This is a genomic window from Paenibacillus sp. RC334 (genome assembly GCF_030034735.1).
Classification (GTDB): domain Bacteria; phylum Bacillota; class Bacilli; order Paenibacillales; family Paenibacillaceae; genus Paenibacillus; species Paenibacillus terrae_A.
Genome location: NZ_CP125370.1, coordinates 3,244,795 through 3,258,502, shown reverse-complemented (window position 1 = coordinate 3,258,502; position 13,708 = coordinate 3,244,795). Strand labels below are relative to the sequence as shown.

The window sequence follows — 13,708 nt, the reverse complement described above, 5'->3', positions numbered from 1 at the left end:
GGCATGCAACCTAAACCGCATATTGTACATTTGCCGGTATATCAGCCCGGTAAACCGATTGAAGATGTGAAGCGTGAGCTGGGACTTGATGAAGTGATCAAGCTCGCCTCGAATGAAAATCCGTATGGCAGCTCTCCTAAAGTATTGCAGGCCATTCAGGAGGAATTTGCGAATATTAGTGTATATCCTGACGGCAGCGCGGTAGCTTTAACACAGGCGCTGTCTAAACATACGGGCTTGAAAGAGGATCAGTTTATTTATGGCTGTGGCTCTGACGAGATTATTGCGTTGATTACGCGCGCTTTTCTTCTTCCCGGAGAAGAAAGTATCATGGCCGATCAGACCTTCTCCGTATACAAGAGCAATGTGGAAATTGAGGGAGCGGTTGCTGTTGAGGTGCCTTTGCGTGACGGGGTGCATGATCTGGAAGCCATGTTGTCTCAGATTAACGACCGTACGAAAATGATCTGGATCTGTAATCCGAACAACCCGACAGGCACGATTGTACCTGAAGCAGAATTGATCGCATTTTTGGATCGGGTGCCGAAGCATGTTATGGTTGTGCTGGATGAGGCGTATTTCGAGTTTGTGACGGATAGCACTTATCCAGACGGTATTCGTTTATTGCCAGCCTATGAAAATCTGGTTGTATTGCGCACTTTCTCCAAAATCTACGGTCTGGCATCGCTTCGCATCGGATACGGTATGGGAGCTGTGGCAACGATTCGCCTGATTAATCAGGTTCGTGAGCCGTTCAATACTTCGCGGGTAGCACAGGCTGCGGCGGTTGCGGCGTTGGAAGATCAGGATTTTGTGCAGGAATGCCGTGACCGCAACGCAGAGGGCAGAGCCTATTTGCAAAATGAATTAAAGCGCCTTGGACTGGAATATTTTCCGGCACATGGTAATTTCATTATGCTGGATGTACGTCGCCCGTCGGGTGAGGTATTTCAGGAGCTGCTTCGTAAAGGCGTGATTATTCGCGCTGGTCATCACAAATATCCGACATACATTAGGGTGTCGGTTGGATCACAGCCGCAAAATGAGTGGTTTATCCGTGCGCTGGAACAGGTCCTGGGGGCGGAAGCGGCGAAAGCGCGTCTATAATTTCCGCAGATGGGATTTGATAATTGATGAAGATTGCCATTTTCGGCGTGGGACTGATCGGTGGGTCCCTTGCGCTTTGTTTTAAAGGGAAGCCGGGCATTACCGTTGTTGGTCATGCTCATCTCCCCGAGCTCATGGAGCCGATGTTGAGCCGTGGTGTCGTGGACACTGCGACTCTTTCGGTTGAAGAGGCGGCAGAGGATGCCGATTTTATTTTTTTATGCGTACCTGTCGGCTTACTGGAGCATTATCTGGAGCTGTTAAGCAGGTTGCCGCTTAAAGAGGGTTGTATTATTACCGATGTAGGCAGTACAAAATCGTCGATTGCCAATAAAGCGTCGGAAATCTCTTTGCGTCATGCTTATTTTATTGGTGGCCATCCGATGGCCGGCTCGGAGCGTTCCGGTGTGAAGGCTGCTTCTGCGTTACTGTTTGAGAATGCCTACTATGTACTTTCCCCCGCAGAAGGTGTGCCTGAGGAAGCATACAGTTCGCTGGAGCGTCTGTTGAAATATACAGGAGCTCAGGTTGTGCGTGTCCAGCCTGATATGCACGATGACATTGTCGGGGCGATCAGCCATCTTCCGCATATTATTGCAGCGGCGCTGGTGAATCAGGTGCGCAAGCACAATGACGAAAATCCGTTGTACCGTACGCTGGCTGCTGGCGGATTTCGCGATATTACGCGAATTGCTTCCAGTGATCCTATTGTGTGGCGGGACATTTTGCTGAGCAATCGTGATGTTTTGCTAGGTCTGCTGGAAGAGTGGAACGGGCAGATTGAGCGTTTTACCCATTTACTGAGAATACAAGACGGAGAGGGAATTGCTGACGAGTTTTTGACGGCGGGACATTTCCGCAGTGAGCTGCCGGAACGCCGCAAAGGTGTCATCGTCTCAACGTTTGATCTGTATATTGATGTACCGGATACCCCGGGGATTATCGGTCGAATTGCAACAGAGCTGGGGGACAACAGCATTAACCTGAGCAATATGCAAATCATCGAAAGCCGGGAGGATGTTCCCGGTATTATGCGGCTTTCCTTCCGTCAGGAGCAGGATTGGGAGCGGGCGAAGGCGTTGCTGGATTCGATGAGTTATAAAGTGGTGGTATGACCATCTCCTTTATTGGAAATTTAAAAAAATGATTTGGCAGGCGAATGGAGAACATCTTCATTCGCCTTTTGCATAATAAAATATATATTCCTAAATTGACCGAATTAGTGTATAGATCATCTTCCACAGAACAATATATGGTGGTGAATTGGCCTAAATTTGGGTGAAAATAGACCATTGTCTAAGTTTTGTTTGGTTATAAGTCCATTCTCCTGTTCATAAATAGCATAGTATTTATAAACAGGAGGCGATTCACATGGTTAATCTGAAAACGAAAGTTAAATTGAGCCGTGACAGCATTAAGGTCGCCTATTATCCTAAAAGAAAACATAGACATCATCCATATAGAAAAACAAGTTTGGGTTCATTGTCTGCTTGTCGGGCATTCCGTTCGAAGAAAAAAATCGCAATCGGTAAGAGACGGATATTCCGTTTGTGTCTTAAAAAATGGAGTACAGCTAATTACTCTAAACGCAATTATAAACGTCGTCCCTTAAAATTTCGCATGCTAATTCCAAAAACGGCATCTCCTGAAAACAAAAAGCTTTTACGCTCGCCAATCACCATTTTACCAACAGTGAAACGGTTTTTTTGGGTAGCCGACTCTAATATCAAATTGGAGAGCGAGCTAGTTATTCAAGCTCATCAATTTGTAAACGATGCTGGTGAATCCGCTAACGAGCTCATCAGCTTTGGAGCAAGCGGATACACTAATCTATTTATTAATGCCGTCTTACAAGAAGGAGAGCTATATAACATTAGCCCCCAAAATTTGACCATCCAACCTACAGGGCAAACGATTATATCTGGTACTCCTATAATTATAGAATCAGTGGGCTTCGTTGCGCAGTATTCGGCCAACTAATTTGTTACCGTAGACTATGGCACTTCCTTTCTATAATTTCATGCATTTACTGAAATTATAGGAAGGAGGTGAAAGTAATATGGCTCTTTCTATTTTCAATGTTGTTATTAGTGCGGCTGTTACTTCAAGCAGATTTTTCTACACTTGGCCGACGACAACTCCGATTTCGCCGGGACTAAACACTCCCGCAACTAGTTTTGTAGATGATACAGGTACAGCGGCAACTGCGTTCCCGACAGTACCGAATGGTTATTACAATTTTTACATCAATGGCGTGCTGCAAGAACAAGGCACATTTTCGGTTTCAACATCAGCTCTGACCATCAATACCGGAAGCGCAGGACCAATATCTGCAAATACTCCTTTCATTATTGAAGCTGTTAATTTGGCACAGTTATAATCCAGTAGGACAAATAATCCCCTTGCATCGGAGCAAGGGGATTTTTAGTTTTTAGTTCAGGTTTCAAGGCTGAATGCAAAGAGGCGGGAACCTTACAACCTTCACGGCTTATGTTTTCTTGAAAGCAAAAAAAAACCACCCGGGTAAAGCCCCGGGTGGTAGCTGCTCTTATGGAGTAGCTGAGTAGGATAGGAGTGGAGAGAAACCATACTGTACTTTTATTATATGTATACGTTTTCATTTTGTCAATGATTTTTTAAAGCGTTTTCTTTTGGGTAATTATTCTTACCAGCGTATTCAAAAGGGACAGATTCAAGGTTATGTGACTTTATCTTGAAAAACTTAAAATAGGTTGGAAATGCCGCATATCGTAAACGGTTGCTAGCGTTATGTAGCTCGTGATGGAAATCACGGGGATTTTGGACTTTTTTACTGACGACTATTTTGTGGTACAATGGGTAAGTCCATTGTGGATGTTGAGAAATGTTGGGATAGCACCGTTATTGTTGGCACTACATAGGGTAAGAAAAAAACAAATGTTCCATGATGCTGTTTCATCCATTTGCGCAGAGTGCGCAACTTTTTTTGGCCTGTTCGGTATATATAGACAGAATCGGATGGGAGAACAGCACATGTATGGGCGAGGAGGGTCTCACTCGGATGATGACAGATTCCCAGATGATTCAGGAAATCAAACAAGGAAATGTTGAGGTTTATTCAGAATTAATGAGGCGGCACCAACGTAAAATTTTAGCTTTTGTTTATCATATGCTAAAAAGTTCGAACCTGGAAATGATTGCTGAGGACTTATGCTCGGAGACGTTTTATAAAGCGTACCGGAGCCTTCACTCTTTTCGCGAGGTAGATGCATCGTTCTCCACATGGTTATATACGATTGCACGTAATACGGTGCTGAGCGAGCTTCGCAAGCATCGTAGCGGTCAGGTTCCATTGGAGGAGAGCGGTTATGTGCCGGTTGCTCCATTGGATGTGATTCCAGAGCAGGCCGTCCTTCGCGGCGAGAAGGTAGAGATGGTTCGTGAAGCGATCAACAGATTGCCAGAGAAGCAGCGGTCTGCGCTGATTTTGCGCGAATACGAGCAATTGGACTATCAGGAGATTGCTACGATTTTGGGGCAGACGGTCAGTGCGGTGAAATCGTTGCTTTTCCGGGCCAGAACCAGTGTGAAGACGCAGTTGGAGCCTTATTTTTTTGAGCCTCTCTATGAGGAAAACGAAGGGATGAGCAGCCAATGAAATCCAGGGACGCTGAGGATTTGTTCGCTACAGGCAAAAATGTATCGAAACAAGACTCGGAGCACAGACGGGCCAAAAGCTCGTCTGCCGGATGGGAGCATGGTTCGAAAGAAAATGAGTGGAATTTGTCAAAAGAAAGTGGATCCGCTATTCGCGATATTTCCTTTGAGATAACAGATGAGCAGGCGGAAGCAATGAATCGCAGGGTCATGGATCGGATTTATGAAGAGTCACCGTGGCTTGTTCCCGGCGAGCATCGGCGTGCGCGTGTGAACCCGGCATCTCGTAAGTATATGTCCGTGTGGATCGCCGGATTTTTGGCGGTATTTTTGTGTAGCTTTTTGTTTTTGAACTGGAATGGAAGCTCCTCTCAAGAAAACCCTCCTCAAGCGGCACCTGTCATGGATACGGGTATTTTACCGACAGGCTTGCTAGAAACTACAAGTACATCTCCACAATATCAATACCACATTAAAGATGTGAATAGTGGCATTATGGACCCGCTGGTTGCAAGCATTGTTCCTACTTACCCGCAATATTGGATGTTGCTGTCTGTGTTGGCACTTGCGCTTGCCTTATTTTCTCTGGGCTGGATTCATCGTGCGAGACGGGTTAGAAATTAGCAGCACAGCTGGGTCCAATACGGATTCATAACAATGCCTGAATAACTAAATAGCGGAGGAAACAACAGGATGCTTATTGGCTTGATCAGACATGGATTAACGGATTGGAATGCGGTAGGTAAAATCCAGGGCCACAGTGATATTCCGTTGAATGAGGAAGGGCGCCAGCAGGCACGCTTGTTGGCAGAACGTTTAAAAGATGAGCCCTATCATTGGGATGGACTTATTACAAGCAGCCTTTCGAGAGCCAAGGAGACGGGAGAGATTATTGCATCTGCTCTTCATCTTCCTTTGCTGGAGCCAGACGATCGGCTGAGAGAACGTGCTTATGGTCAGGTCGAGGGCATGACGCAGGTCGAGCGTGAGAAGAAGTGGGGGAGCGACTGGCATCTGCTGGATCTGGGACAGGAGAGCGATGAAGCTCTTCAACTCCGCGGATTGGCTTTTATGGAGGCCATTTGGTCGGAAAACCGGGACAAGAACCTGCTGGTCGTTTCTCATGGCGGTTTTTTGGCTAATTTGTATAAGGCTTTGTATCAGGAAAAGTTTACGGAACGAATTGGCAATCTGTCACTGAGTGTTCTCCAGCGTGAGGATACGGATTGGACGCCGCTGTTGTATAATTGCACCAGACATTTACAGGAAAAAAGCGATTGTAACTCAAAAGGTTGACGAAAGACCACGAATTTCTACTCAGCGTAGAAGCCGTGGTCTTTTTATTTTTTAATTATAGCTTTGTAAAAAAGAGGTTTAGAGTCTGAACATTCCGTCAAAGCTGTGGGTACAACAGGTAAGAATCAATTCCGGATGACAGTCCAGTGACGAGGCGATGGAACGATGAATCTGGCGGATATGCTGACATTTGCGGATATTGTGCATTTGAACAGAATCGCGGTGTATTACGAATGTGACTGTAAGCCCAATTCCAAACATGAGCTGATCCAGGGCATTTTGACAAAGCTCGGCAGCAGCAGTTTTTTTGAGATGCAGGTCAGGGAGCTGAAGTTGTCAGAGGTAAGGTTTTTGAACGCACTGCTATTCGATGACCGGCCTTATTTCAGTATGGAGGAATTGATTGCGATTGCTAAACAATCTGCCGAGGAGGATGGGGATTCCGGTGAGCGACCGCGCGACATTGTGGCCCGTTTACGCAACAGTGGCTGGCTGTTCAACGGTTCGACGCACAATACGCGGTATTTGTATCAAATTCCGTTGGACATGAAGGAGCGTTTCCGCCGTGTCATGGTGCAAGACTTGCAAAACGGAATGATCCGGGTAAGTGAGCCAACGTCATACCGGGATGAGGGACATCTTTTGGCGGAGGATTTACGACTTTTCCTTCAGTACATGGAGCAGCATGAAGTTCCGCTTAACCCGGAGGGGGCATGGTATCGTCGCAATCAGCAGCAGTTGATGGAGCATTTGCATATTGCGGAGCCGCTTTTGGGCAAAGGGGGCTGGCGTTTTGGATATGGCTCCTCCTTTAAGTTTTATCCCGACCGAATGGCATTGCTATATGATTATGCCCGTCACTCCAGGTTTATTGAGGAGAAGGGGGATCGTGTTGTGCTGACGGCAAAGGGGGAGGCACGCAGGGAGCACGCGATCGAGGATGAGATGATGCAGCTATTCAGGTTTTGGTTAAGATTGTATAAAGGAGCCGTTCCCAATCTACTTTCTCTGGTCTACTGGATAGGAGAATGTGCCAGGCCCTGGACGTCCTCGGAGTCACTTTTTGTACATATCGGCCCGCTGATCAGACCGTTTTATTATGATACGCCCCGTTCGGTCTTTGATCAGAGAATTATACGAATGATGCTCCACTTGGGTATGCTTCGTCTGGGTGAGCATTCGACGGGGCCATCTGTACAGATGACCGCCTGGGGGCTGAAGCTGGCAGGGGAGTACCGCATTGGGCGGAACGACCCGGGTATGCGGCTCCATTGACAAGCAGCATACATGTTGATAGAATTCACCCAAAATGAGAGGGTGAAGTTGATGCTGATTCACTATAACGGGAACATGCCACAGCTCCATTCATCTGTCTATGTGGCAGAAGGAGCAAAAATTGTCGGAAAGGTAACGATCGGCCAAGATTCCTCAGTTTGGTTCAATGCCGTACTGCGCGGGGATATGGCGCCTGTCATCATCGGTGAACGCTGCAATATCCAGGACGGTGTCGTGGGACATGTGAACACGGACCAGCCCCTGGTGCTTGCGGATGATATTTCGGTGGGACATGCTGCGATTATCCATGGTTGTACGGTAGGCAAAGGCACTTTAATCGGTATGGGGGCCATTGTACTCAACGGAGCTGAGCTTGGTGAATATGCTTTAATAGGAGCAGGGTCGGTCGTTACGGAAAATACCAAAATACCACCCTATACTCTTTCTCTCGGTACACCTGCCAAAGTGGTGCGAGAATTGACAGACGCAGATTTGCAGCGGATGTCACGGACGGCACTCAGCTATGTGGCGAAAGGAAAAGAATATAGGATCTCTTAAACTCATGTTGGAGGTGCATCCTATGGATAAAATGAAGGTTACTTATGAAGTAATGTTGGGCCTGTCTGCTGAAATGGTTTTGGACGAGGCATTACGTAAACACCGGAGTGAAAAGCTCTACAAGGATATTGATGAGGCGCTGGCCTCCGGAGATGAAGTAGCTTTTCGTCATCTTACGGATGAACTGAAAGCGATCAATTGAGCCGTTTCAGGAGATCTGGCCTTGGGTAACAGACTAATTGGCAATACAAGACCATAATCATCAAGCCTGACCGTAGCAGCGGCCAGGTTTTTTTGATACGCCTTTATATGATATAGTCTTTGTAGGATGGAGCCTGTATGGGGCATCTATCGTATGAACGGAGGATGAGGACGTGTTGTTGTCTTATTTATGGAGTCGGTCGTTCTTGACGAGCCGGCCTTTTTTATGGTTGCTGTTCTGGTGTAACCTGATCGGAACCGTGTATGGGTACATATGGTATGGAGGGCAATTAGAATATACGCTAAGCTATCACCCGATATGGCAGATTGTATTTGTGCCTGATAGTCCGACGGCCAGCCTGTTTTTTACGATTTCTGTATTTTTCCTGCTTTATCCACCGCGCCTGAAGGGCTTGAAGGTCATTCGCCAGCTGATGGAGGCGTTAGCTGTGGTTACGAGTGTAAAATATGGCATTTGGGCCTCAGCTATTATTTTTTTGGGTGTCGCGCAGGGAGGGCATATGATATGGCAGGATTGGATGCTGGTAGCATCTCATACGGCAATGGCAGTCGAATCCTTACTGTTCGTTCGTTTTTTCACCTGCAAATGGACGGCTCTGTGCGTAGCAGCTTTGTGGACACTGTTAAATGATACGGTCGATTATACATTCGGCATATATCCGTATCTTCCGAGGACGCTAACGGATGATGTACCACAAGTGCGTACTTTTACCTATATGCTGACCCTTTTCAGTATCGCAGCCTCATGGCTTGCCATGTACGTGCGTGATCGAATGGCTTCCTCACATAATAAGGCCAAATCATTGGAATAGTCTAATATTAATTTGGCTCTACACTAAAGTTAGTGCTTGACTTACACTAACCATAGCGAGATTGGTTACATTCAACAAGAAGTCCTTGTACGTAACGTTTTCTGTTGCGAGTGAAATAATGCCGCCGTTGAAAAGCCTTCATTCGGTTGTTTCTGCCATCAACCGCTGCATTCGTCCATCGGCAACGGTGGTAGTTGACGACCTCTGTCCGCCAGTTTCGAATGGTCTTTACGCAGGCGTCAATAGCCGGATGCTGCATTTGCTCCCCTTGAACAAACCAGGTCTCAAGCCAACGATTCGCGGTGTTGACATCCGGCGAACAGTCGTACCATTCATTGAACGATTCTTTCCAGGCATGGGCTTGCCCAAGCAAGGACGAGTAATCTAAAATCTCTTTCAGTTCTTTATGCCTTTCAACGGACAAGGACTCCTCTTTGGGGTTTAGCAACCGATGCTTGGCTTTCAAATTCGCTTTCGCTCGAGAAGAAAGCGTCGTTTGGGTCGTTTTTCGGACGGCTTGAAGCGCCTCGATCACATACCGATGAACATGAAAGCGATCCGCAATACGAATCGCCTTCGGAAAGCATTCCTGAATCCAGGTATGGTAATACGGAGCCAGATCCATCACCACCGCAATGGGACGAAGCTCCAAAAAGAATGAATGCTGCTTCGCATAGGCTCGAAGTTCCTCCAATTTTCGGCCAGGAAGAATATCTAGTAACGCTTCGCCCCTCAAGTTATGAATGCCCGTGTTGTAGGTATGGCCTTTTCGGATGGCAAAATCGTCTACACCCAGCACAAGCTTGGAAGTACAAGCAGCGTCTTGCCACACGCGTTCCTGAAGGCGTTCGCTTGCCAACGCTAACCAGTGTTGGTACTTCGTTTGGAGCGTACTGGCGGGCATGGCATGCAGATCGGCACTGTGCTTAACCGTAGCTGCGGTTGCCGTACGAATCGCTTGCTTTTCAAAGGCGTGGCTGTAACGTTTCCCCGAATCGACGAAGGTGTATTGCCAGACGAATCCACACTGACACTGCTTACAAAACAGTCGGATCGCAGGAACCCGTACATAAATGGATTTACCAAAAGCCTCACCATGGCGAATGGTACGCGCTGGATTGCTCCCTTTCCGAATCACAAAATCAAGTGATCGGCATTGTGGACAAGCTTGCTTATGAGCAACTGGAGAGACCTCCACATGAAGCGTTTGCTCACCCACTTCCAAGACTTTTTCTGTTTTCACCTCTGGCAAGTCAAGCAAAAGATCGGTATACTGATTGTGCATCTGTCATTCCTCGAAGTTGGATTGGTCGCACAACCATCTTACGGAATGTTCAGATGTTTTTCTATTTTTCCAGCATAATTTCTATGTTTTTTCAAGCACTATGTTTTGTGTAGAGCCATTAATTTTATGATTTAATTTTTACGAATTGGAGAATTATTGATGGATATCGTTATAAATAAAAAAGAATATAGATTAAAAAAGGGAATTCGTGATGATCTTAAAATAAGAAAGAGCTTTAACCAATTAGCAAAACAAAGTTTTGATCTGAATTTTGAAGTTTGGCATCAATTAGGATTCTGGGATGAAAAATATATTCCTTATGTACTGTTAGATGGGGATTGCGTGGTGGCTAATGTATCTGTGAGTCTGATGGATTTTAGTTTGTCAGGTGAACAGAAGAAATTTATTCAAATTGGAACCGTAATGACAGATCCTAACTATAGGAATCAAGGGCTGAGTCGCTTTTTGATAGGACGTGTGCTACAGGATTGGCATGGGAATTGTGATGCAATGTATCTTTTTGCGAATGATGATGTGAAGGAGTTTTATCCTAAATTTGGTTTTGCTGCTGCACAAGAGTATCAATGTACCCGGAAAGCACCAATTAAAAGCATGGACGCTCCAGTTAAAAAATTGAACATGGAGGCGACGTCAGATTTACAGCTATTGAAAAGAAAATGTTCCTCTTTAAATCCTTATTCATATTTTTCTATGGAAAGCAGTGAATGGTTGATTTTGTTCTATTGCACCTCTTTTTTTAAAGATAAGGTGTTCTATATCCCTCTGTATGACACGATTGTCATTATGGATTTTGAAGAAAATATCATGAATTGTTACGATATTTTTGGAACGGGGGATATTCCTATAGAATTGATTTTATCTGTAGTCATGGAAAAAGAAACGAAGAAAATTGTTTTCGGCTTTACGCCAGAGCCGATGGACGGTTGCGAAATTTCTCTTCTGAATCAAGAAGATACCACACTATTTTATAGATCTAATAATGAAAGTATATGTACAGAAAATAAACTGATGTTTCCTATTTTGTCACGGGCATAACCTGCCCTGGCAGATAGCAGCACGCTAAAGCCAAGTTCTAGTCCCTGTAACCCTGCCATACAGTAAGGTGAGGAGGGATGTCCCATGGTTTGGAGTCAGGCGTTTCGTGGTGTGCTGCGTGTCGTTTCGGGAGTTGTGTTATCTATGGTCTTGTCGATTTCCGTTTGTTTCCCTCCGGGCATTGCGGAAGCGCGGGATCAGCCCAAGTCCACCAGTAATGCAAAGGAAATAGAGGAACTGGATCGTGCGGCTGCGATGTTGTACCGGGATGTAATGGATGGGAATATTGAAAAAGCACGCGCCGATGTAGCGGAGGTAAGCCGATGGTTCAGCACGGGTCAGGTACAGGCTGCACTGTCTGTGGAGGCCATTCATGTTTTATCCGGCAGCATTCTTGAGGTACAGCAAGCTACACAATCCGTGCAAGCATCGCCGGATGAATGGGTGAAGGCCGCTGCCAATTTGCGACTTGCGGCAGATGCGATTGCACATCCGCGCCAGCCTTTATGGCAGCAGTATTATAAAATTTTAAAAGAAGATATCAGCGGCTTAAATAGCCAGTTTGCTAAAGGAAATATGAAAGGTTTCGCTGCTGGAGCAACAGTGCTGGAGGATCATTACGAGACGATCCGGACGGCGGCGTTGATCAGCGGTAAAACAACAGAGGTTGTTCGAGCAGATTCATGGATTTCTTACGTTAAAGGATTGGGAAATCAGCAAAATGTGGATGCTTCAGCGATTAGAGGGGCACTAGAGCAGGGAAACCCGACGTTTAATGCCTTGTTTGGACGTGAAAAAGACGCTACCGCGCTGGCTCCATTCATCCCATATGAAAGCGAGCGACGAGCAGAACTGGCAATCGGCCTGATGATCCTGCTGACACTTGCTTATGTGGGTTACCGTAAATATCGATCCGGTTTCTCCAGTTAAGACTGAAATGCTGCAACGAACTTCGCTGTCATTGATCCAATGAATATACGCCTGACCACTTGCCCGGAATTCCGGGCTATTCCTCTTTGAAGCCCTCCCCGTGTACATCATGCACATCCTGAATGATGATGAACGCTCGTGGATCAACCGACTTCACAATTTGATGCAAACGCCGTATTTCCTGACGGGACACGACACAGTATGCAACATGCTTGGTCTGCCTGGAAAATGCCCCTATAGCCGGAATGATAGTAACACCGCGATCCATATCCTGTGTAATGATATCCGCAATATCCATCGTATGGTCACTGATAATCATGAAGGCTCTGGCTGAATAGGCTCCTTCCTGTATAAAATCAATAATCTTGGACGCGATAAACACAGCGACCAGCGTATACAGGATTTTTTCCTTGGGTATGTACAGCAGCGATGCGCCGATAATGACGATATCAATTACCAGCAAAATTCTTCCCATACTCCAGCCAAACTTCCGGTTTAAAATACGGGCAATAATGTCCGACCCGCCGGTGGTACCGCCAAACCGGAATACGATGCCCAATCCTGCCCCGAGCGTAACCCCGGCATATAATGAAGAAAGTATAAAATCGTGCTCAGTCTGAAATGTGCCCATCCACCCGAGGTGAATCATTTTTTCAAACAACCACAGAAAAAAAGTGAGCGCCCCGATACCGACTCCGGTATAAATAATTTGCTTGCCGCCAAGCATTTTCCATCCAATTAAAAATAGAGGAATGTTCAGGAGCAATGTGGAGAGGGATGGAGATATCGAGAAAGCATAGTTCAGCAGGAGGGTGATGCCTGTGATGCCGCCTTCCATCAGTTTGCTGGGTATAATGAAATAAAGCAGGCCGAATGCATAAATAGCAGTGCCGAGCACAATGGGTAAAATGATTTTAAGCTGTTCAATAGACTTGGATGTTTTCATATAATCCCTCGCAGTAGCAAATTGGTGATGAACGACTTGATATGGATAGATCGTAGATCCTTAAGTTTAGTATACCTTTTTACAGTAGCTTTAAAATACTGACGATTGCATGATGTGAGTAAATTCACATTAAAAAATATTTGTTTTCAAATGTGCTTTACGATAACATATGAATAAACCTGCACATTAGAGGGGATTGTGTTTCATGGAAAAATCGCTTGATGAAATTCAACGTGAGGTAGACCAATATATTTCACAATTCAAAGAAGGATATTTCAGCCCGCTGGCAATGCTGGCCCGGATGTCCGAGGAAGTCGGGGAGCTGGCCAGAGAAGTCAATCATTCCTTTGGCGAGAAACCGAAAAAAACGGATGAGGCCGACAATTCGATTGAGCTGGAATTGGGAGACATTTTGTTCATCACGGTCTGCTTTGCAAACTCGCTTGGTATTAATTTGACCGATGCACATGATAAGGTCATGCATAAATTTAACACACGTGATGCAAATCGCTGGACCAAAAAGGACACCGTTTAGGCGTTTTGTACATATGCTGTACCAAACCGGTTACCCGGAGGTGCAGTGTC

The 13,708-nt window shown here is 45.8% G+C and carries 16 protein-coding genes; 14 read left to right on the top strand and 2 right to left on the bottom strand.

Annotation, left to right across the window (positions count from 1 at the left end):
- Positions 1-3 precede the first annotated feature (3 nt).
- From hisC to QMK20_RS14820, 11 genes are all read left to right on the top strand, one after another.
- Positions 4-1,107: a histidinol-phosphate transaminase gene (gene hisC, locus QMK20_RS14870; protein WP_283652237.1), complete on the top strand. Its 1,104-nt coding sequence runs from the start codon at positions 4-6 to the stop codon at positions 1,105-1,107.
- Between the two features lie 26 nt (positions 1,108-1,133).
- Positions 1,134-2,222 (top strand): prephenate dehydrogenase, encoded by a 1,089-nt coding sequence (locus tag QMK20_RS14865; RefSeq protein WP_283652236.1) that lies wholly within the window; start codon positions 1,134-1,136, stop codon positions 2,220-2,222.
- Between the two features lie 256 nt (positions 2,223-2,478).
- A complete protein-coding gene (locus tag QMK20_RS14860) occupies positions 2,479-3,087 on the top strand; it encodes a DUF4183 domain-containing protein (RefSeq protein WP_283652235.1) in 609 nt (202 codons plus the stop codon).
- A 79-nt stretch (positions 3,088-3,166) separates the two neighbouring features.
- Positions 3,167-3,487 (top strand): DUF4183 domain-containing protein, encoded by a 321-nt coding sequence (locus QMK20_RS14855; protein WP_283652234.1) that lies wholly within the window; start codon positions 3,167-3,169, stop codon positions 3,485-3,487.
- Between the two features lie 660 nt (positions 3,488-4,147).
- Positions 4,148-4,744, top strand: coding sequence for an RNA polymerase sigma factor (locus QMK20_RS14850; protein WP_014282079.1), 597 nt, complete (start codon positions 4,148-4,150; stop codon positions 4,742-4,744).
- Complete coding sequence (locus QMK20_RS14845; protein WP_044648459.1) at positions 4,741-5,367, top strand: hypothetical protein; 627 nt, start codon at positions 4,741-4,743, stop codon at positions 5,365-5,367. The genes QMK20_RS14850 and QMK20_RS14845 overlap by 4 nt, the downstream gene beginning before the upstream one ends.
- Before the next feature lie 69 nt (positions 5,368-5,436).
- Entirely contained in the window at positions 5,437-6,039 is a 603-nt protein-coding gene (locus QMK20_RS14840) for a histidine phosphatase family protein (RefSeq protein ID WP_283652233.1), read from the top strand.
- Positions 6,040-6,204: 165 nt separating this feature from the next.
- Positions 6,205-7,314 carry a hypothetical protein gene (locus QMK20_RS14835; protein WP_283652232.1) on the top strand — a complete coding sequence of 370 codons (1,110 nt, stop codon included), beginning with the start codon at positions 6,205-6,207 and terminating at the stop codon, positions 7,312-7,314.
- Between the two features lie 51 nt (positions 7,315-7,365).
- Positions 7,366-7,872, top strand: a complete 507-nt coding sequence (locus tag QMK20_RS14830; protein WP_014282075.1) for a gamma carbonic anhydrase family protein — start codon at positions 7,366-7,368, stop codon at positions 7,870-7,872.
- 22 nt (positions 7,873-7,894) lie between these two features.
- Positions 7,895-8,074, top strand: a complete 180-nt coding sequence (locus tag QMK20_RS14825) for an IDEAL domain-containing protein (protein WP_025682222.1) — start codon at positions 7,895-7,897, stop codon at positions 8,072-8,074.
- Positions 8,075-8,246: 172 nt separating this feature from the next.
- Positions 8,247-8,906 (top strand): DUF1405 domain-containing protein, encoded by a 660-nt coding sequence (locus tag QMK20_RS14820; protein WP_283652231.1) that lies wholly within the window; start codon positions 8,247-8,249, stop codon positions 8,904-8,906.
- Positions 8,907-8,952: 46 nt separating this feature from the next.
- Here QMK20_RS14820 and QMK20_RS14815 read toward each other — a convergent pair whose 3' ends face one another.
- Complete coding sequence (locus QMK20_RS14815; protein ID WP_283652230.1) at positions 8,953-10,191, bottom strand: ISL3 family transposase; 1,239 nt, start codon at positions 10,189-10,191, stop codon at positions 8,953-8,955.
- A 159-nt stretch (positions 10,192-10,350) separates the two neighbouring features.
- Here QMK20_RS14815 and QMK20_RS14810 point away from each other — a divergent pair, with 159 nt between their 5' ends.
- Entirely contained in the window at positions 10,351-11,247 is an 897-nt protein-coding gene (locus tag QMK20_RS14810; RefSeq protein ID WP_283652229.1) for a GNAT family N-acetyltransferase, read from the top strand.
- 84 nt (positions 11,248-11,331) lie between these two features.
- The gene (locus QMK20_RS14805) at positions 11,332-12,177 is read left to right on the top strand and encodes a sporulation protein YpjB (RefSeq protein ID WP_283652228.1); all 846 of its coding nucleotides are present in this window, start codon (positions 11,332-11,334) and stop codon (positions 12,175-12,177) included.
- Between the two features lie 76 nt (positions 12,178-12,253).
- On the opposite strand, the gene QMK20_RS14800 is transcribed toward QMK20_RS14805, so the two are convergent.
- Positions 12,254-13,123, bottom strand: a complete 870-nt coding sequence (locus QMK20_RS14800) for a YitT family protein (protein WP_283652227.1) — start codon at positions 13,121-13,123, stop codon at positions 12,254-12,256.
- Between the two features lie 205 nt (positions 13,124-13,328).
- Between QMK20_RS14800 and QMK20_RS14795 the strand changes: the two genes are divergently transcribed.
- Positions 13,329-13,658 carry a nucleotide pyrophosphohydrolase gene (locus QMK20_RS14795; RefSeq protein ID WP_044648452.1) on the top strand — a complete coding sequence of 110 codons (330 nt, stop codon included), beginning with the start codon at positions 13,329-13,331 and terminating at the stop codon, positions 13,656-13,658.
- Positions 13,659-13,708: the final 50 nt, after the last annotated feature.